The organism is Blastomonas sp. (genome assembly GCF_030373265.1).
Taxonomy (GTDB): domain Bacteria; phylum Pseudomonadota; class Alphaproteobacteria; order Sphingomonadales; family Sphingomonadaceae; genus Blastomonas.
Genome location: NZ_JAUCZC010000006.1, coordinates 48,255 through 67,661 on the forward strand (window position 1 = coordinate 48,255; position 19,407 = coordinate 67,661).

Annotated in this window: 14 protein-coding genes; 6 read left to right on the forward strand and 8 right to left on the reverse strand. The window is 65.1% G+C overall.

Annotation, left to right across the window (positions count from 1 at the left end; all coding sequences use genetic code 11):
- Positions 1-134: 134 nt before the first annotated feature.
- On the forward strand, positions 135-2,285 hold the full coding sequence (locus QUV11_RS05190; protein ID WP_300880909.1) for a TonB-dependent siderophore receptor: 2,151 nt from the start codon (positions 135-137) through the stop codon (positions 2,283-2,285).
- Positions 2,286-2,374: 89 nt separating this feature from the next.
- Here the strand turns inward: QUV11_RS05190 and QUV11_RS05195 are convergent, their stop codons facing one another.
- Positions 2,375-3,031, reverse strand: coding sequence for an arylsulfatase (locus QUV11_RS05195; RefSeq protein ID WP_300880910.1), 657 nt, complete (start codon positions 3,029-3,031; stop codon positions 2,375-2,377).
- Between the two features lie 127 nt (positions 3,032-3,158).
- On the opposite strand from QUV11_RS05195, the gene QUV11_RS05200 reads away from it, so the two are divergent.
- From QUV11_RS05200 to QUV11_RS05215, 4 genes are read left to right on the forward strand one after another with little or no spacing between them, the layout of a single operon-like run.
- Positions 3,159-5,648, forward strand: coding sequence for a TonB-dependent receptor (locus tag QUV11_RS05200; protein ID WP_300880911.1), 2,490 nt, complete (start codon positions 3,159-3,161; stop codon positions 5,646-5,648).
- A gap of 59 nt (positions 5,649-5,707) precedes the next feature.
- A complete protein-coding gene (locus tag QUV11_RS05205) occupies positions 5,708-6,598 on the forward strand; it encodes a MurR/RpiR family transcriptional regulator (RefSeq protein ID WP_300880912.1) in 891 nt (296 codons plus the stop codon).
- Positions 6,595-7,926 carry an aspartate aminotransferase family protein gene (locus tag QUV11_RS05210; protein WP_300880913.1) on the forward strand — a complete coding sequence of 444 codons (1,332 nt, stop codon included), beginning with the start codon at positions 6,595-6,597 and terminating at the stop codon, positions 7,924-7,926. Before QUV11_RS05205 ends, QUV11_RS05210 begins: the two co-directional genes overlap by 4 nt.
- 5 nt (positions 7,927-7,931) lie before the next feature.
- Positions 7,932-9,509, forward strand: a complete 1,578-nt coding sequence (locus QUV11_RS05215) for a gamma-glutamyltransferase (RefSeq protein ID WP_300880914.1) — start codon at positions 7,932-7,934, stop codon at positions 9,507-9,509.
- A 346-nt stretch (positions 9,510-9,855) separates the two neighbouring features.
- On the opposite strand, the gene QUV11_RS05220 is transcribed toward QUV11_RS05215, so the two are convergent.
- The 7 genes from QUV11_RS05220 to QUV11_RS05250 all read right to left on the reverse strand — a co-directional run bounded on the left by QUV11_RS05220 (position 9,856) and on the right by QUV11_RS05250 (position 18,482).
- A complete protein-coding gene (locus tag QUV11_RS05220; RefSeq protein WP_300880915.1) occupies positions 9,856-11,691 on the reverse strand; it encodes an ATP-binding protein in 1,836 nt (611 codons plus the stop codon).
- The gene (locus QUV11_RS05225; RefSeq protein ID WP_300880916.1) at positions 11,688-12,434 is read right to left on the reverse strand and encodes a response regulator transcription factor; all 747 of its coding nucleotides are present in this window, start codon (positions 12,432-12,434) and stop codon (positions 11,688-11,690) included. Before QUV11_RS05225 ends, QUV11_RS05220 begins: the two co-directional genes overlap by 4 nt.
- A gap of 13 nt (positions 12,435-12,447) precedes the next feature.
- Positions 12,448-12,714 (reverse strand): hypothetical protein, encoded by a 267-nt coding sequence (locus tag QUV11_RS05230; RefSeq protein WP_300880917.1) that lies wholly within the window; start codon positions 12,712-12,714, stop codon positions 12,448-12,450.
- Positions 12,715-12,902: 188 nt separating this feature from the next.
- Positions 12,903-14,786: an EAL domain-containing protein gene (locus QUV11_RS05235; protein ID WP_300880918.1), complete on the reverse strand. Its 1,884-nt coding sequence runs from the start codon at positions 14,784-14,786 to the stop codon at positions 12,903-12,905.
- A gap of 76 nt (positions 14,787-14,862) precedes the next feature.
- Positions 14,863-16,281, reverse strand: a complete 1,419-nt coding sequence (locus tag QUV11_RS05240; protein WP_300880919.1) for a dihydrolipoyl dehydrogenase — start codon at positions 16,279-16,281, stop codon at positions 14,863-14,865.
- On the reverse strand, positions 16,278-17,654 hold the full coding sequence (locus QUV11_RS05245; protein WP_300880920.1) for an NAD-dependent succinate-semialdehyde dehydrogenase: 1,377 nt from the start codon (positions 17,652-17,654) through the stop codon (positions 16,278-16,280). Before QUV11_RS05245 ends, QUV11_RS05240 begins: the two co-directional genes overlap by 4 nt.
- Before the next feature lie 66 nt (positions 17,655-17,720).
- Positions 17,721-18,482 carry a hypothetical protein gene (locus tag QUV11_RS05250; protein ID WP_300880921.1) on the reverse strand — a complete coding sequence of 254 codons (762 nt, stop codon included), beginning with the start codon at positions 18,480-18,482 and terminating at the stop codon, positions 17,721-17,723.
- A 244-nt stretch (positions 18,483-18,726) separates the two neighbouring features.
- Between QUV11_RS05250 and QUV11_RS05255 the strand changes: the two genes are divergently transcribed.
- The gene (locus tag QUV11_RS05255) at positions 18,727-19,407 is read left to right on the forward strand and encodes a DUF2490 domain-containing protein (protein WP_300880922.1); all 681 of its coding nucleotides are present in this window, start codon (positions 18,727-18,729) and stop codon (positions 19,405-19,407) included.

A 19,407-nucleotide genomic window follows, 5' to 3' on the forward strand; every position in this document is an offset into this window, starting at 1 on the left:
CCCGAAATCCGCCCGCCGCAGATTCTGGAAATGATATAAAATTACATTGACATATCCGGCAGCGACCTGCGAAGGGGCGCTGCGTCCCGGTGGGGAATTCCTTGCGGAGCCGGGCACGAATGGGGAGTTTTGACATGCTGCGGTACGCATCTGGCGTTGGATTGGTCACGGGGCTGACGGTCGTTGCCCTGGGGGCATCCCCGGTGTTTGCAGCCGACACCACGGAAGACGCTCAGGCCTCCGAACAGGCCATCACCGTCACCGGCGTGCGCCAGGCGTATCGCGGTGACTTTGCGCTGTCGGAGATTCCGCAGGCGATCGCGCAGATCGACGAAGCCGCGGTCAAGGCCAACAACTTTCTCCGGCTCGCCGACGCGCTCGATCTCAATGCCTCGGTGTCCCGCCAGAATTCGCTCGGCGGCCTGTTTGACAGCTTTGCGGTGCGCGGCTTCACCGGCGACGAGAACATCCCGACCGGCTATCTGGTCAACGGCTTCAATGGCGGACGCGGTTTCGGCGGCCCGCGCGATGTTGCCGGTCTGGAGCGGATCGAAGTGCTCAAGGGCCCCGCTGCGGCATTGCTCGGGCGCGGAGAGCCCGGCGGCACGGTCAACCTGGTGACCAAGCAGGCCGAGATCGGGCGCACCTTCGGCAGCGCATCGATCCAGTACGGCAGCTTCGACCGCGTGCGCACCGAAGCCGACTTCAACCTGGCGCTGTCGGGCGGACTGACGGCGCGGCTGATCGGCTATGCCGAAGACGGAGACACGTTCCGCGACACGGTGCACCAGCGCCGCTGGGGCTTCCTGCCCTCGATCGGACTGGCGATCGGGCCCAACACCCGCGTGACCTATGATTTCGAATGGACGCGGGCCGAGACGCCCTTCGATCGTGGCATCGTGGTGCTCGATGGGGATTTCAGGACGGTGCCGCGCTCGCGCTATCTGGGAGAGCCGGGCGACGGCGACCACGTCGCGCGCGCCACGGGGCATCAGCTTCGCGTTCAGCACGACCTCAACGATCGCTGGAGCGTGCAGGTGGGTGCAAGCCTGCGCGATACGCTGCTGACGGGCTTCTCGTCCGATGCAGAGCTCGCCACCGCGCGCCAGAAGCTGTTCGTCGACGGCCGCTCGCTGTCCCGCCAGCGCCGCTCGCGCCGGTACGATTCGCGCCAATGGGTGGTGCGGGCCGAACTGTCGGGCGCATTCGAGACCGGATCACTGCGCCACCGCGTCCTGATCGGGGCCGACCGCGACCAGTTCGACAACGACCAGCAATTCGGCCGTGTGCGCCCTCCGGTGGTGAACGCGGCGACAACCGACCGCGCCGGCTATGTCCTCGATATCCTGAACCCCGTCTACGGGCGCTTCCCGCTGCCGACCCCGGGCCCGCAGAACGACCGCCTCGACGTGCAGCGATCGACCGGCATCTTCCTCCAGGATCAGATCGAACTGACCGACCGGTTGCAGGTGCGGATCGGCGGCCGCTATGACGATGTCAACCTCCGCACGCTCAACCGCCTGTCCGGCGTCGACAGTCGTCGCAGCAAGGCGCGGTTCAGTCCGCAAGCGGGACTCGTCTATCGCCTGAGCACGCCGATCACGCTGTATGCCGCGTATGGCGAGGGCTTCCGCGCCAATATCGGCACCGATGTCGCAGGCGGCATCTTCGATCCCGAAACCAGCCGGTCGAAGGAGATCGGGATCAAGGTCACCGCGCTCGACGGCAGGTTGAATGGCACGCTGGCGGTGTTCCAGCTCGACAAGAACAACGTCCTTGCCAGCGACACCGGAAATCCCGGTTTCTCGGTGGCCATCGGCAAGGCGCGCAGCCGCGGCATCGAATTCGATCTGGCGGGCCAGCTGCCGGGCGACATCGATGTCATCCTCAGCTACGCTTATATCGACGCCGAGGCGCGTTCGACGCTGCTCGAACCCAATTTCAACTTCCAGATCCGTCCGGGCGATCCGCTGATCAACATTCCCGACCACAATCTCAACGTCCAGGCGAGCAAGCGCTTCACCATCGCGGGCGCAGAGGCGCAGTTGGGCGCGGGGGTGCAATATGTCGGCGAACGATCGGGCGAGACCGGCACGGCCTTTGCCTTGCCCGCGCACACGCTGGCGCGCGTGTTCGGCGAGATCGAGCCGATCGAGGGCGTGACTGTGTTCGCGGCGGTTCAGAACCTGTTCGATGCGCGCTGGTACGCCAACAGCTACTCGCCGCTCTGGGTCCAGCCCGGCACCCCGCGCACCGCGTCGATCGGCCTTCGGACAAGCTTCTGACGCGCCAGCGCCTGGCCGGCGCACCAGGCACCGCGATGACCCAGGCGCGCAGGTCCCGTCCTAGCGCCGGTCGGGACCAGGGGTAACGCCTATCGTGCGCCTGGGTCCGTCCCGCCCGCCATTGCTGTGAACAGGTCCCGCGCCGCCATAGCAGGCGTCGTCAACACAGGCCTTGCGTAGCGTAGCTCCAGCAGCGGCGCAGCGCGCGCGATGCTGAATTGGGCCAGCGCGAAGCAATCGACCTGCTCGGCGTGCTCGCTTGCGGCCTGGCACACAAGCGCATCGTGCTGGGCTCCATCGCCTCGGCGCAGGGCATCGAGCGCGCCTTTGGCGAGGATCAGGCGCAACCGTTCGGGGTGCTCAAATTCCTGCGCCATTGAGTGCAGAGTCGGCTCGAAGCTGGCGACAAGTCCGATTCTGGCATACCGATTGGCCGACCGGATCATGGCCTCGTTGGGCTTGCGCACGATCAGCCCGGGATGGGTGGAGCCGACAAGGTCGATCTGGCGCCCGAATGCCGAGCAGGTGAACAACACTGCGCCCGCCTGCAAGGCGATCGCGTAATCGGTCAGCGCCAGGAATCGCCGATCAAGCTCGGCCTCGATCTCTGGTCCCCCCGCTGCTCGATCCACGGCCAAAGCGCTGTCAAGCAGGTCAAACGGCTGCGCCTGGGGAAACTCCCGCGCCAGCGCCAGACGGATGGGCTCGATCGATTCCTGCATGGCATGTATGAGTGCAACCCTCATCGCGCCCCTCCGTGATTAGATTGTTTCAATAAACTGCTTGATGATACGTCTATTGCATATTCATTATTTTGTGGCAATATTCCTTGCGACTCGGCTGATCGCGTGATCGAAAGAGGGGGGAGATACAATGACTGCAAACACGAGCCTTTTCATCGCCGCATCGATGATCGCGCTGGCCGCCACACCGGCTTTCGCGCAAAGCGAACGCCCGAATGTCGCCAATGAAACAGATGTTGTAGAACAGCCTACCGACGGCGACCTCGTCGTCACCGGGTCGCGCGTGGCCCGCAGCCGTCTTGATACTCTCGCACCGGTCGATGTCATCGACTCGCCCGATCTCGTCAAACAGGGCACACCTGAACTGGGCCAGGCCCTGGCCAACATGGCGCCATCGATCAACTTCCCGCGCCCTGCGATTGCAGATGGCACCGATCACATTCGGCCTGCCGTGTTGCGCGGCCTGTCGCCGGATCAGACGCTCGTGCTGCTCAATGGCACGCGTCGGCACGCCTCGGCGCTGGTCAACGTCAACGGTACCGTGGGCCGAGGCTCTTCGGCGGTTGATCTGAACGCCATTCCCGTCATTGCCGTCGACCGGATCGAAATCCTGCGCGACGGCGCATCGGCGCAATACGGTTCCGACGCGATTGCCGGCGTCATCAATCTGCGGCTGCGCGAAGCCCGCGAGGGCGGCGGCTTTCAGGTGAATTCGGGGATATTCCATACCCATGTTCGCGAGGCGCGTGATCCCGACGGGCGCAATGTGACGGACGGTCACAATATGTCCATTGCAGGCTGGCAGGGTTTCGCAATCGGAGCAGAGGGCTTTTTGACCCTGTCAGCCGAGTACATCAAGCGCAACCCCACCAACCGCAGCGGCCTCGATCCACGCGTCACGCCAACCCGCGTCACGGCGCGTTTCGGCGACCCCGAACTGGAAACCAAGACCGTGTTTGCCAATTTTGGCATGCCTGTCGGCGACATGTGGGAGATCTATGCGACGGGCGGCTATCAGCATCGGGACGGCGAATCGGCCGGTTTTCGGCGGATAGAGCGCGATATCAACAACATCGATCTGCGCACCGGCCGCCCGATCATCCCGGACGGCTTTCTGCCGAGGATCGGCATGAAGGTCAGCGATCTTAGCCTGGGCGGTGGGCTGCGAGGGGACGTCGGAGGCTTTAAGGCCGATTTCAATGTCACCTATGGGCGCAATGCGATCGACATATCGACGCTGAACACGCTCAATGGCTCGCTGGGCCCGGCATCTCCGCGTGATTTTTATGCCGGCAAGCTCACCTACGACCAGCTGACCGCAGGTGTCGATGCGGTCCGCAGCTGGGATGTGGGGCTGGCGCGCCCTCTGGCACTCGCATTGGGCGCAGAATACCGGCGCGAAGGCTATGCGATCGGCGCAGGCGAGCCGGCGTCCTACGAATATGGGCCCGATCGTGCAGGTGGCCGCGCGGCGGGAGCCCAACTGTTTCCAGGCTTTCGCCCCGACAACGAAATTGACGCCAATCGGGACAGCTATGCGGTCTACGCGGAACTGGATGCGGGTGTGACCCCGTGGTTCGATCTGGCGATCGCCGGGCGCTATGAGGATTATTCGGATTTCGGGTCAACCGCCAATGGCAAGGTGTCGGGGCGGATCGAATTCATGCCGGGTCTGGCCTTGCGCGCGACGGCATCCACCGGGTTTCGCGCGCCCAGCCTGCAGCAGCAGAACTATCGATCGACCGTCCCGGTCTTCCGCGTGATCAACGGGGTCAGTACTCCGGTCGAAACCCAGACCTTTCCCGTAACGGACCCGGTTGCCATCGCGCTCGGCGCGCGGCCCCTCGAACCGGAAAAATCCACCAATTTTTCTGTCGGAGGGGTCTTTGCAAGCGGCGGGTTCGAGCTGACCATCGATGCCTATCAGATCAAGATCCGTGACAGGATCGTGCTGTCGGAGAATATCCTGGGGCAGGCACCCGGAGCGCCCGGCGCGACGCCGACCCAGATTGCGATCTACAATCTGGTCAACACCACTGGCGCGACGACCATCTATGCCGGCGGGCGCTTCTTCATCAACGGTGTGGATACCACCACCCGCGGGATCGATATCGTGGCCCGTTACCGGATCGCAACCGGCAGCGCCGGGCGGTTCGACCTGTCGGCGGCTGCGAATTTCAACGAAACGACAGTTGATCGCGTGCCGACGACCGCCCCCCTGGCTGCGTTGCCCGTACCCCCCGATCTCTTTTCCAGAACCAACCTGCTGGCGTTCGAAGAAGGCACGCCCGGGCACAAATATGTGTTGAGCGCGGACTGGGAATCGGCGTCGGGTTTTGGCCTGCTCGCGCGGCTGAACATCTACGGCAGCGTGCTCCATGCTCTGAATGACCCGGCGCTTGATGCTGAAACCGGTCGACGCGCGCTGCTCGACATGGAGGCGCGGGTGCAGGTGGGCGATCAGCTCACGTTCGCGCTGGGCGGATCCAACATCACCGACACTTACGCAAGGGCATTGCCGGCCGCGCGCAACGTGCAGGGCGCGATCCCGTTTTCAAGCTACTCGCCCTTTGGCAACAATGGCCGCTATCTGTACGCTCGCGTTGCCGTCAACTGGTAGAAACACCCACAAGAAAGTCGGTGCGCAGAACCCGACGGTCCTGCAGGAAGGGGATTAGCATGAAAGATGCGCCGCTCAGTCAACGGCTCATTGGCGCCTATGACGATCTGTCGCCGCAAATGAAGCTTGCTGCGCGGTTCATCCTCGATCGCCCGAGGGATGTCGCGTTGCTCTCGATGCGCGAACAGGCCCGGTTGGCGGGTGTTCGCCCGGCAACCATGACCCGGCTGGCGCAGCAGCTCGATCTGGAGGGCTATGACGCAATCCGCGCGCTGTATGCCGATGCCGTGCGCGATGGCGCGTTTGACTTTGCCCGCCAGGCCGACCGCAAGCTCGGCGACCAGAAAATGAAGGGCGACCAGGGTTTGGCCGCCGAAATGGCTGTGGTGCTTGCCAGCCAGGTCGCCCATCTTGCTCAACCCGACGGCCGCGAGGCGATCGCTGCGGCCGCCGAATGCGTTGCTTCCGGTCGCCGGATCTATTGCCTCGGCATGCGCTCGAGCTTCGCAGCCGCATGGCACTTCCATTATGTGCTGTCGCTGGTGCGCGAGGGTGTCATCCTGCTCGACGGAATGGCGGGCACCGGCATCGACAGCCTGCGCAACGCCGCCTCGGACGACGTGCTGCTGGCCGTCAGCATCAGCCCTTATACCCGCGCCACGGTGGAGGCTGTGGATTACGCATCATCGAGGGGCGTGCGCGTGATCGCGATTACCGACAGCGCCGTGTCGCCGATTGCCGATGCGGCGGAGCACTGCATTCACATCTCCACCGAAAGCCCCTCGTTCTTCCACGCCATGGCGCCGGCCTTTGCCGCAGCCGAAATCCTGGCATCGGTCGTCGCCGGGCGTGGCGGCACCAATGCGCTGGCCACGCTCGAGCAGGCCGAAGCGCAGCTCAACACCCTCGAAGTCCATTTCGACCCGCGAAAGCGCAGAAAGAACATATGACCCACATCCTTCACCGCTCCATTGCAGCCAGACTGCCTGTGGCCGTGGGCGGGACCGGCATCGAGGTAATCGATGCCGAAGGCCGTCGCTATATCGATGCCTCGGGGGGCGCAGCGGTGTCTTGTCTCGGCCACGGGCATGCTCGCGTCACGGAGGCGATGCACGATCAGATCGATCGGCTGGCATATGCCCACACCAGCTTTTTCACGACCGAAACAGCCGAGCGTCTCGCCCAGCGGCTGGCAGCGGATGCGCCGGGCAATCTCGACTACGTCTATCTGGTGTCCGGCGGTTCGGAAGCGGTCGAGGCAGCGCTCAAGATGGCGCGGCAGTATTTCGTCGAAAAGGGCGAGCCGCAGCGCCGCCACATCATCGCCCGGCATCAAAGCTATCACGGCAACACCTTGGGGGCGCTTGCCTCTGGCGGGAATGAATGGCGCCGGGAACAATTTGAACCGTTGCTCATCGACACCCATCACATCGACCCGTGTTATGCTTATCGGCACCAGGCGACGGGAGAATCCGACGCCGACTATGCCCTGCGCGCCGCCAGCGCGCTGGAAGAGCGGATCCTTGCTTTGGGCGCCGAAAGCGTCATCGCCTTTGTCGCCGAAACGGTCGTCGGGGCAACCGCAGGGGCCGTGCCTCCGGTCGGTGATTACCTCAAGCATATCCGGTCGATCTGTGACCGCTATGGCGTGCTGCTGATCCTCGATGAGGTGATGTGCGGCATGGGGCGTACCGGCACGCTGCACGCCTTTGAGCAGGAAGGCGTGGTCCCCGACATCCTGACCGTCGCCAAGGGGCTGGGCGGTGGATACCAGCCGGTGGGCGCGGTCCTGCTGGGAGGCCATATCTACGACGCGTTTCGCGACGGATCGGGCTTCTTCCAGCATGGACACACCTATATCGGGCATCCTGTCGCTGCAGCGGCTGCGCTGGCGGTGCAGGATACGATCGTCCAGGACGACTTGCTGGCCAATGTCGTCGCCATGGGTGACCGGCTCGCGGCAGGTCTGGTCCAGCGCTTTGGTCAGCACCAGCACGTTGGCGACATCCGCGGTCGGGGCTTGTTCCGCGCGATCGAACTGGTGGCCGATCGCGATTCGAAGGCGCCGTTTGCACCTGACAGAAAGCTGCATGCCGCGATCAAGCAAGCCGCGATGGCCCGCGGGCTGATGGTCTATCCCATGGGCGGGACCATCGATGGCCGACGCGGCGACCATGTGTTGCTGGCCCCCCCCTTCATCGTCACACCCGATCAGATCGACACGATCGTCGAACGACTGGGAGAGTCCGTCGACGCCGCGATCGCAGGCGCCTTGTGATTGTAATGACTCGCCGCGCGATGGTCGCGGGGAGTGGCGCGCTTGTCGCGGCCTGCGCACCGGCAAGACGGCCTTCGCTCAAGACCGGCACGGGGTTCGCAGTGTCGACCAACCACCCGCTGGCCACGCGCGCGGCCGAGGAAATGAAACTGGCCGGTGGCGGTGCCTATGACATGATGATCGCGGCGCTGGCGATGTCCTGGGTGGTTGATCCTGCCAATTCGAGCCCGTTCGGACGCATCCAGGGCGTGAATGCCGCGAGCAGCCGGATCGATACCATCCATGCAGCGACGATGCTGCGCGACGTGCCAGCTTCCACGGTGCCGGTTCCAGGATGCATCGCCGCGATCGATCTGTGCCACAGCCAGCAACGGTTGAGCCTGCCCCTGGCCCAGGTGCTGGCCCCAGCTGTCGCCACCGCCCGGCAGGGCCACCGGGTTGGCGACACGCTCAAAGCCATATTGGCAACCACCGCCGATGCATTGGATGCCGGGCTGCGCAGCATTTATCTCGACGACCGCGGCCGTCCGCTCGATATCGTGCGCAACCCGCAAATGGCCGATCTCATTGAAATGTTCGGCGACTCACCAGACGCCTCTGCGTTCTGGACGCGCCTGAACGCGGCGCATTCCATCCCCTGGTCACACACGGAGCTGATCGCCAACCAAGCGCGATTTGGTCAGCCTCTGACCCATCTGGTGGCCGGGCTTGGCCAGCTGCATAGCACCGCGATCATCGAGACATGGGGGCCATGGACGATGCTTGGCGTCGCCATTCTGGCCCGGCTCAACGAGGCCGGCCTGCTCAGGCACCCGGCTCAGGCCGCCGAAGCCTATGCGGTTTCAACCATCCTGCTGCTCGAACGCGTGCCGTTTCATGTCGGCACGCTGGAACCCAAGGCGGACGCCCCGAACGCTGACATCGATCTGGATCGCGAGGCACAGGCCATTGCCCGCCAAACGATCGCGCTGGTCGAGGGGACGCGTGCCGATCTGTGGAGGACGCTCGATGCGACCTATTTCGGTACCGAGGCGAGCCATACGGATGATCGCAACACGACGCATTTCTCGGTTGCGGAGGGTGCCGGCATGCTCGCCTGGACAACGTCTGTCGGCCCGTGGTTCGGATCACGGCGAAGCGTTGCTGGCGCCGCTCTGGGCTATAGCTATGCGATGCGATCGGGACGGCGCTATCGCGGCCAGACGCACGATGGGACTGAACTTGCGCCGATAATCATCACCCGGGCGGAGACGCCTTCGCTGGCGATCGGCGCGGCAGGCAGCGAGCGGATATTGGGCGCGTTGACCTGGGTTCTTGCGCAGGCGATCCGTTCCGGCGGCCATGCGGACTACGAGACGCTGATGCGGCTGCCGCGGCTCTTCCCCAAGGACGGCGCGCTGCGGATGCATCTGGACATGCCGGCAGACGTCCGGGACCACCTTGCTGCGCGCGGTTTTGCGATACAGCTGACCGATTATGACGTGAAGCAGCATCTTGGAATTATCAATTTCGTCGCGCGCAGCCAGGCAGGCGATTATTACGCCGGAGCCGATCCCTCGTCGAGAGGCTCGGCTTTACCCTGAGGGGCCCGTCGCGGCCCTGCTCACCTGGAACGCCCCTCGCCTGCGCACCCGATGCCGCCGCGTTGATGGTGCGGCGCGGCACGGTCGGCGGCCCTTCGACAATCCCGCGTTCGCGGTATGCGCGGCACCGCGCCTTTGGCCAAGATGATGGCTAGCCGGGGGGCCGATACGGTCATGGCAGGCCGCTGACCCTCCGAACACGAGATCCATGGCTTCTTTTGCGACTCGGGGAGCCATGGGGTGCAAGCAGACGGTGATGGTCACCCGCGATTGATACAACGTCTGCTTGCACCATCGTTCCGGTCGTAACGCGGCTCGCTGCTGTCCGCCAGACGCCAGGGCGGCTTCAGGCCGCAGGAATGCGCAGCACGACCCGCGTCCCCTTGCCCCCCGTTTCGATCGCCAGCGTCCCGCCGATCGCCCGGGCGCGCGTTTCCATGTTCGAAAGGCCCCGCCCCCGTTTCCACAAGACAGGGCCGGGCCGGCCGTCATCGGCAATGACGATCTCGACCCCGCCGGTGGCGAGAGGCGATATGGCCAAGGTCACCACCTGCCCGCCCGAATGGCGCACCGCATTGTTGATCGCTTCCTGCATCACGCGGTAAACTGCAAGAATGGTGCCCGGGGCCAACATGATCGACTGGCCGTCGAGCGCGTTCGACCACGCCAGGCGCATGCCCGCGGCGCGCAGCTTGGTCTCCGCGCGCTCGCGAAACTGGCCCAGCGCGATGTCCATCGTGTCGCCGACCGAATCCAGGCTGTCGATCAGCAGCCGCAGGTCGTCGATCGCCTGCTCCACGGTGCGGGTGATCATCTGCCTGGGGCTGGTCTCGTCGCGCGAGAGCATCAGCACCGACAGCAGCTGCCCGCCCATGCCGTCATGCATGTCGCGCATGATCCGGCTGCGCTCGCCCTGCACTGCGGCCTCGGCTTCGCGCTGGCGCAGCAGTTCGGCGGTGGCTTCCAGCTCCGCCTGCTTGGCGGCGATGCGGGCATCGAGCAGAGCATTGGCGTCCTCCAGACGCCGCGAGAGCATCCGCCCCCGGCGCACGATCCCCAGCAGCAGCAGAACAGCCAGCGCAAGCACGCCCAGCGGCGCGATGTTGAGGTTCAGCGGATTGACCTGGATGCTGTCGATAAGGTCGGCCAGGCTGATTGACGGCACAAGCAGCACCACGGCAGCATCGGCTGCCCATGCTTGAAGGTCAGTCCTGAGACCGCGAAGGATGCTGGCCACAATGGCGATGTTGGCAAGCGATACCATGCCGATTTCGAGCATGTTGCGCATCAGCGCGGGCATGCCGTCGGTGGTAAAGGCCGCGGCCGCGATGAGGACGAAGAACACCGGTGCGAGCGCGATCAACACCCGGTCGTGCCGCGGACCGCCGGGAAACCAGCGATCCGCCAGCGCGACCAGCCCCGCGAAGGTCGCAAGCAGGGTCATCTGCCCGGCGGCGCCGTAGACCGCCTCGCTCGACGGAGTCAGGATGTCGACCTGCCACAATCCGCCCAGCGCCATGCCGGTGAACGCCAGCGCGGCGGCATAGGCCTGCTGGCGATAGGCGGAATTGCCCGCTGCCAGCAGGCACGAGCCGGCGCCAAAAAGCCCCAGCACCATAAGGCCGAGAGCGGGCAACAGCGATTGCAGCCGCCACTGGCGGATGGCCACGTCGATGGCGCCCGGCGGAGCGGCGATCAGCGCGGCAAGATAGGCGCGGCAGCATTCGCGGCGGACATCGAGCGCGATGCTGTTGCGCCCCGCGCGCAGAAACCCTGCAGGTACCACCCATTTGCCGCCGAGCCGTCCCCCGCGCCACGCCGGCGTATCCGACAGGGGAATGATCTCGCCGTTGACCGCGAGCCTTGCCCAGCGATTGTAGCGCGGCGCGAACACCACCAGCCCGGCTTCGGGTCGATCGAGCACGACCGTTCCGACGAAACGCGCTGCGCGCCCCTCGCCGAGATAGTAATTGGGACGCCCCGCAGCCTCGCGCGGCCGGCCGTCCGCGCCCATCAGAACAACATCGGTTACACGGTGCCGTTCGAACACCGGGTCAACCACATGTGGCCGCACCAGCAGCGCGACACCCCAGAAGACAGCCTGAACCGCAACGATCCAGATGATGAGACGAACCGTGCCCGCGCGCGCGAATCCATTCGGCTGCACCACAGGACGAGTCATCGCCCTTCCATCTTGATGAGGCCGCTGTGGATCGCCTCGAACACCGCCTCGGAGCGCGAGTTGACTGCCATCTTCTGATAAATCGCCTTCACGTGCGAGACGATGGTATGGGGCGAGACGCCCAGGATCTCTGCAGCTTCGCGCTGGGTAAACCCGCGCGCCAGCGTTTCCAGCGTTTCGCGTTCGCGCGCGGTCAGGCCGTAATCCTCTGGCGTGATGCCGGATGGCGGCGGCTCGGCCACGGCGCTCGGCCTAGGGGGCTCGCGGAAGGCACGCAGCAGCTGCGCCGCGGCCTTGGGGCTGATCGGCACGCCGCCGTCGCGCGCGGCGCGGATGGCAGAGGCAAGCTCGGCAGGGCCGCTGTCCTTGAGGATGAACCCGTCCGCGCCGACCGCAAGCGCGTCGCTCACGGTCTTGCGGTCGCCGAACACGGTGAACACCAGCACCTTGGCCGCCGCCTCGCTGTGGTGGATCGCCGCGATCAGCTCGAGCCCCGAGCCATCGGGCAGGCCAAGATCGACCAGCACGATATCCACCCCGGCCGCCGCGCCGCGCAGCGCCGCCTTCGCGGCGGACAGACAGTCGGCCTCGCCCACCACCAGCATGTCGGGCTCGCGCCTGATCCGGTCGATCAGGCTTGCACGCAGGATGGCATCGTCCTCGACGATGAAGATACGGCACGCCTCCCCGGCGCGCGAGGATGACGACGGGTCCGCCGGTCCGGTGTGTGTGCTGTCATCCATAGCGGCAACCTTCTTAACGAGCCTGCATGGCGCTTCCAATCTTGGATTGCATGGGAGGCAGACAGCCGCACCCGTGCGCCTTCGCGGCCATCTGCGTTGGGTGCAAACGGGGACCTTGCGGCCCGTCCATGCCGGCCGGAACTTCCCAGGCGTTGCGGATCGCCCGGTCGCTGCCCGAGGTGTGAATCGGGCTGCTGGCGAGCAGTGCCGCGGGCCCTGCAATCACCATCATGCAGGCGGCAATGCCTCCGGCAGCATGGGAATCGCAGCGATCGGTCATGGGTCATGTTCCTGTGTCGGCGCCGCGCCGGTCTCTCGTACGAGGATGTTAGCGGCCTGCGCGCGCGCCTGCCTCCCGCGTTTGCGGGATGCGCTCGGCGGCGCGCTGGGCGTGGTTGCACAGCGCGAAGGCACGCCCGGCGGCTGCCCGTGATGGGCACGCCGATCGGGGAGCGCCGGCGCGTCCGTTCAGCCGTATTTCAGGGCCCCTGCCCGTTCCCGCGCCAGCAGCCCGGCAAAGGCGCGCGCGTCGACCGGGCGGCCCCAGTAATAGCCCTGGCCAGCATCGAAGCCGATCTTGCGAACGATATCGGCCACGACCTCGTCCTCGATGCCCTCGACGACCGAGCGGATTCCCAGGCCCTTGGTCATGTGCTGCATCGCCTTGAGCACTTCGATGCGCGGATCACCCGGGTGCAGCCCCAGCACGAAGCTGCGATCGATCTTCAGGGTCTGGACATCGATCTCGAGCACGCTGTTCAGGCTCGCAAAACCGGTGCCGAAATCATCGAGCGAAATCGCAACCGACATGTCCGACAACTGCTTCAAGACCTTGAGGTTGAGCGATCCGTCCTGCAGCGTGATGTTCTCGGTCACCTCGATCTCGAGACAGCGCACCGGCAGCTTGCAGCGGTGCAGCGCGTTGTGCACCTCGAGCACGAAATCAAAGGTCGCCACCTGGAGCGGAAACGCGTTTACCGCGACGACAAGATCGAGCGAGAAGCGCCGGTTCCATTCCGCAACCTGCCTGCAGGCCGTATCGAGGACCCAGCGCCCGACCTTGCGGGACTGATCCAGGCCGCACAGCACATCGATGAAATCGGCCGGCATCAGCAGCCCGCGGGTCGGGTGCTGCCACCGCAGCAGCGCCTCGACCTTGATGATCGCACCGCTGTGCAGGTCGACAATCGGCTGGTATGTCAGGACAAAATCCTTGTCGGGCCTGGCCGCCAGCAGATCCTGCGCGGTTTCGTGCCGCTGAAGCGCCAGCTTGCGCAGGTCCGGGCTGTAGGCGCAGGTTTTTCCCTTCTCGATCTTCGAGGTGAGCACCGCAAGGTCGGCATTGGCGGCCAGCACGTCTGCGGTGGTGCCATCGCGCGGCGCTACCGTCAGCCCTGCGCTCATGTCGATCCGCGTGTTCTGGTCGCCCAGAATGAACGGTTCGATCAGCGCCTGCCGCATGTGTTCGATCACCTTGTGCATCGCGCGTTCGGCGTTCCGGTCGTTGAGCACAACCGCAAACTCATCCCCCCCGATCCGGTAGATGTCGACGCCGTCGGTCCTGACCACGGCCCAGCGCTGGACGATCTGGCTCAACAGCCGGTCGCCTTCGGTATGCCCGTATTTCTCGTTGACGCTCTTGAAGCGGGCGAGGTCGATCATCGCGACACTGGTCTGGGTCTGCTGCTGTTCGCCGCACTCCAGCGCCGACTTGATGGCAAGATGGAAGGCCCGCCGATTGGGTGCGCCGGTCAGATCGTCGTGCATCACCAGATGGCGCAACTGCGTCACCGCCTCTTCAAGCTCGGTCTTGGTGCGGACGATTTCGCGGTTGGCCGCGGCGCGCGCCAGGATCGATCCCACCGCCCCTGCCACCGCAATCAGGATGCGCAGCACTTCGGACGAAAACGGGCTTGCGATCTTGACCTGATCAAACCCGACAAACCCCATGATGGCGCCGTCCCACTGGACCGGAACCAGCAGGATGCCGACGATGCCCTGCATGGCGAGCAGCTCGCGCAGATCGGGGTCCAGATCGAGCGCATCGATGGAGGGCACATGCAGCGGCTCTCCGCGCTCGAATCCCTCCCGCCAGGGAGCGATGATGTCCATCGTCATGTTCTGCAGAACATCGATCATCGGGGCCACGCCCTGGCTGCACCACTCATGGGTGTTGTCGAGCAGGTCGCAGGCCTTGCGCTGAAACACATAGGCGCGATCGACGCCGCTCAGATTGCCCATTCCTGACAATATCTTGTCGATCGCCGAGTCCGCATCGCACACATGCGCCGAAATGGCGTCGGCGAGAATTTCGACGACGTGAGCCTGCTGCGCAAAACTGTTGGGTGTCACGGCCATCTCCTGCAACCGTGCCAGTCCTTAACGGCATCCGTCTAAGGTTTGGTTAAGCCGCCACAGGCCAGATCCGTCACGCTCCTGCAGGTGATCCTGCGTCCTGGTTTTCTGGGACCGCGATCGGGGTGGCGGCGCAGACGGTGCGCAGCGCCTGTTTGAGGCCTTCCTCGATCGTGGGGTGATAGAACGGCATCTCGAGCAGCTGGGTCGCGGTCATCTTCTGCTGGATCGCCCAGGCCAGCAGATGGCCCAGATGCTCGCCCGCCGGGGCGACCAGATCGGCACCGATCAGCACGCCATCGGGCGCGGCGGCATACAGCGTGAGCGCGCCTTCGTTGCGCACCTCGACCCGCGCGCGGCCCTGGTCCGAAAAGTCGGCGGTGCCGCTGACCGCGCCATCCTCTTCCGCCTCGCCGATGCTGACCACCTGCGGATCGGTGAAGGTGATGCTGAACGGCACATAGCGATCGGTGTGCACCGGCGCCGGAAAGGCCGCAGCATTGCGCCCCGCGATCGCGCCATCGTGCGACGCCTCGTGCAGCAGCGGCCAATCGGCGGCGACGTCTCCGGCCAGAAAGACGTTGCTGTCGCCGCAGCGCATGGTCGATCGGTCGTGACAGGGCACGCCCTTGTCGTCCGTCTTCAGCCCTGCCTTGTCGAGCGCCAGCCCGTCGAGCACCGGGGGGCGTCCCACTGCCACCAGCACATGGTCGAACATCGCCTCGCCCTCGCTGCTGCCGCTCCAGCGGATGCAGACGCCGTCGTCGGCGGGCTCGGGCGTGACATCGACGCCAAGATGCACGTGCACATCCCGTTCGATGATCTCGCGCAAGGCCTTGTGGACGCGCTCGCAGCGCACCTTGGCCATGGTTTCGGACTTGTCGAACAGCGCGACGTCGACCCCCAGCCGGGCGAAGGCCTGCGCCAGCTCGAGCCCGATCGCGCCCGATCCGACCACCGCCAGACGCCTGGGCAAAGCTTCGAGTTCGAACACGGTTTCGTTGGTCAGCGCGCACGCACCCAGCGCCGCGAACGCTGGCGGCAACGTGGGCCGCGAGCCGGTCGCGATCACGATCGCGCCTGCCTCGATCTTGCGGCCGTCATCAAGGAGCAAGGTCTTTGGCCCGGCAAACTTCGCCCGCGATGCGATCCGGATACCATCGGGAATCTTGGCGATGTTCTCGCGCGTGGAGGCCGAGAACCGGTCACGCTCAGCGCGCACCCGGCCCATCAGCGCGGCATCGTCCACACTGACCTCGCCGACCTTGACCCCGAAAACCCCGGCACGGTCGATTGCGTGCCGCGCCTTGGACGCGGCAATCAGCAGCTTGGAGGGCATGCACCCGACATTGGCGCAGGTCGTGCCGCTGAAGTCGGGATCGATCAGCAGCGTCGAGGCGCCATTGGCGCGCGCGGCGCGCTCGGCGGCGAGGCCGGCAGTGCCGGCCCCGATCACCGCGACATCACAGCGCAGCGTGTCCTGCTTGCTCATGCAACCAGGATGGCCTTGGCGTTGACGAACTCCTTGAAGCCCTCATCGCCATGCTCGCGGCCATAGCCCGATGCCTTTACGCCGCCGAACGGCATGTCGGGCGAGGCGACGTTGAAGGTGTTGATGAACACCATCCCGGTATCGAAATGCTTGGCCGCAAGCTCCTTGGCGCGCTCGACATCGCGCGAGAAGATCCCGCCGCCCAGCCCGTAGCGGCTGTCGTTGGCGATCCGCATCGCGTCCTCGTCGTCCTTGGCGCGGATGATCGAGGCGGCAGGCCCGAACAGCTCGTCGTCATAGGCAGGCTGGCCCGGCTCGACATCGACCAGCACGGTCGGGGGATAGAACCAGCCGGTCTGCTGAGGGATCTTGCCGCCGGTCAGGACGCGCGCACCCTTCTCGACGCTCTTTTCGACCTGATCGTGCAGCGAATCGCGCTGGCGCTTGGACACCAGCGGTCCGAGCTGGGTGTCGTCCTCGCACGGATCGCCCATCGTCAGCGCCTCGAACGCCTCGGCATAGCCCTTGACGAACGCATCGTAATTGGCGGCGGTCACCACGAAGCGCTTGGCATTCACGCAGGTCTGGCCGTTGTTGTAGATGCGGCCCTGCACGCAGGTCTCGATCGCAAGATCGAGATCGGCATCGTCGAGCACCAGATAGGCGTCGTTCGAGCCCAGTTCGAGCACGGTCTTTTTAACCACCGATGCGGCCTTGGCGCCGACGGTGCGGCCCGCCTTGTCGCTTCCGGTCAGCGTCACGCCGCGCACATGCTCGTGCTCGATGACCTTGTCGGACTGGTCGTGGTCGATGATCAGCACCCCGAACAGCCCCTTGGGGAGGCCAGCGCGCTCATACAGATCGCGCAGGAAAAGGCCGCTGCCGGTGCAGTTCTCGGCATGCTTGAGCAGCACGCCGTTGCCCGCCATCAGGCTGGCGACCGAATAGCGCACCGCCTGATAGGCGGGAAAGTTCCACGGCTGGATGCCGTAGACCACGCCGATCGGCGCGTGGGTGACATAGCCGTCGCCGTTGTCGGTCTCGCGCTTCTGGTCGGCCAGCGCCTTGGGGCCTTCGCTCGCGGTATAATCGCAGATCGCGGCGACCAGATCGACCTCCTGCTGGCTGTCACGCAGCAGCTTGCCGACCTCGCGGGTCATCAGCTGCGCGAATTCATCCTTCGATGCGCGCAGTTCCTCGGCGATCCGTCCGATCACCTTGGCGCGTTCTTCGAGGCTCTGCATCCGCCAGTCGAGAAACGCCTTGTGGCTTGCCTCGACGACCGCGGTCGCCTCGTCATCGGACATATACGAATAGGTCTCGATCGGCTCTTCGGTCAGCGGGTTGATCGTCTGAAATGTGCGATTGGTCATGAAAATCTCCGTAAGTTTTGAGGGTTTGCGGCCAATTCAGCCGTGGCCGGATCAGCCATGGCCAGGTCAGCCATAGGTGGCGCGGTGGCTGTCGAGCGTTTTGTCGACATCCAGCAGCGCGCCGAGAATTTCGGTTTCCCATCCGCCGGGAGGAAGCGTGCGAACCGCCGAGTGCGCGGTGCACACGGTGCGCGTATCGGCCCAGGCGCGCGCAAGCTCGAGCGCCCAGTTGGCATAGTCGTCGGCCGCGCCGGGACGCTTTTCCAGCGCCTTGCCCAGCATCGGGTGAAAGCGCAGCCGGGGCTCGGGCAGGATTGCGCTCAGCAGCGCCGGAGGCTCGAGCACGTTGATCGTGTCATCGACATGGACGATGCCGCTGGGCCTGTGGCGCACCAGCACCGAGGCGACGTGCACCTTGTCATCCGCGCTGATGAAATCCACGCCGCGCGGGGTCGAGAACTCGAGGTCCTCTGCAAACTCGGCCTGCGCTGCCGGATCCTCGATGACCCCGGGCTCCCAGCGCAGCTCGGGCCGCTCGGCATGATGCCTGCGGGTGCCGATCAGCCGCGCACCGGGCAGCACCGAATGCAGCGCGGCGCAATGCAGCGTGTGGAACGGGTGCACATTGATGATTGCATCGACCAGCGCGCCGCCATCGGTCAGCGCAAGCAGCTGGTCGCGATCCTCGGCGTCCAGATCATAGCTGTCGAGCGCGAGGAAACGGCCATTGCCCTGCCGGACCAGCGACATATGGGTGCCGATATCGACGACCTTGGCGATCCTGAACGAACCGCGAAAATTCCAGAAGTCATCGTGCAGCCGGTCCATTGGACCTCCTCGTTCGCTTGGTTCTCATGGGAAGGCATATCTACGAGCCCGGGCGCGAGCGGTTCCGGTTGGCCGCGAGCAGCGATGTTCAGATGCGGCTGTCGGGGGTGCCCGGATCCCACCACCTGCCGCATAGCGTTTGCCAAAAGCTGCCCGATGCAGGCATGAACCCGCGCTTTCCATAGAGCGGGCCTGCCCATAGAGCGGGCCGGGATACAGGCTCGGGTGTTCAAAAGGTTGGCTTATGCGTTCGCGACTGTTTTCCCGATTGGCGGCAGCTGGTCTTGCCGCGCTCGGCATGGCCGCGCCTGCCCGCGCGAACGACCATGATTTCAATATTTGGCTCGGCCAGTTCGCGACCATCAACGCCAGCGACAGCGTCTATGTCCGGCTCGAGGCGCAGGAGCGGTTCACCGATGACGCCGACCGGCTCGGGCAACTGCTGTTGCGCTCGCTGGTCGCGTACCGGCTCGACCCGACCGTCAGCCTGGGTGCGGGCTATGCCTATATCCTGACCCGGCCGGATGGACGGGCCGATCTCAACGAGCACCGGTTCTATCAGGAATTGAACGTCCGCCTGCTCCAGACCGCAGGCGGGGTGACGGTGGATTCGCGCACCCGGATCGAGCAGCGCACCTTCGAGGAACGCAACGGCACCGCCTGGCGGCTGCGCCAGTTCGTCCAGCTGCGCGTGCCGATCACCGGGCGCAACAAGCTGGTGGCGTATACCGAGCCGTTCATCGACCTCAACCAGACCGATGTGCAGCGCGGCGGGGTCTCGCTGTGGCGCAATTTCGCGGGCGTTTCGGTCCCGCTGGCGAACCGGATCGAAATGGTGCCCGGCTATCTCAACCAGCACGTCTTCCGCGATGGTCGCGACCGGTCCGACCATGTCGCCAACGTCAACCTGGTGATGACGTTCTAA

What these genes read in the sequence shown, in the direction of transcription:
- QUV11_RS05190 (WP_300880909.1), top strand. Translation starts at nt 135, where the DNA reads ATGCTGCGGTACGCATCTGGCGTTGGATTGGTCACGGGGCTGACGGTC.
- QUV11_RS05195 (WP_300880910.1), bottom strand. Translation starts at nt 3,031, where the DNA reads ATGAGGGTTGCACTCATACATGCCATGCAGGAATCGATCGAGCCCATC.
- QUV11_RS05200 (WP_300880911.1), top strand. Translation starts at nt 3,159, where the DNA reads ATGACTGCAAACACGAGCCTTTTCATCGCCGCATCGATGATCGCGCTG.
- QUV11_RS05205 (WP_300880912.1), top strand. Translation starts at nt 5,708, where the DNA reads ATGAAAGATGCGCCGCTCAGTCAACGGCTCATTGGCGCCTATGACGAT.
- QUV11_RS05210 (WP_300880913.1), top strand. Translation starts at nt 6,595, where the DNA reads ATGACCCACATCCTTCACCGCTCCATTGCAGCCAGACTGCCTGTGGCC.
- QUV11_RS05215 (WP_300880914.1), top strand. Translation starts at nt 7,932, where the DNA reads ATGACTCGCCGCGCGATGGTCGCGGGGAGTGGCGCGCTTGTCGCGGCC.
- QUV11_RS05220 (WP_300880915.1), bottom strand. Translation starts at nt 11,691, where the DNA reads ATGACTCGTCCTGTGGTGCAGCCGAATGGATTCGCGCGCGCGGGCACG.
- QUV11_RS05225 (WP_300880916.1), bottom strand. Translation starts at nt 12,434, where the DNA reads ATGGATGACAGCACACACACCGGACCGGCGGACCCGTCGTCATCCTCG.
- QUV11_RS05230 (WP_300880917.1), bottom strand. Translation starts at nt 12,714, where the DNA reads ATGACCGATCGCTGCGATTCCCATGCTGCCGGAGGCATTGCCGCCTGC.
- QUV11_RS05240 (WP_300880919.1), bottom strand. Translation starts at nt 16,281, where the DNA reads ATGAGCAAGCAGGACACGCTGCGCTGTGATGTCGCGGTGATCGGGGCC.
- QUV11_RS05245 (WP_300880920.1), bottom strand. Translation starts at nt 17,654, where the DNA reads ATGACCAATCGCACATTTCAGACGATCAACCCGCTGACCGAAGAGCCG.
- QUV11_RS05250 (WP_300880921.1), bottom strand. Translation starts at nt 18,482, where the DNA reads ATGGACCGGCTGCACGATGACTTCTGGAATTTTCGCGGTTCGTTCAGG.
- QUV11_RS05255 (WP_300880922.1), top strand. Translation starts at nt 18,727, where the DNA reads ATGCGTTCGCGACTGTTTTCCCGATTGGCGGCAGCTGGTCTTGCCGCG.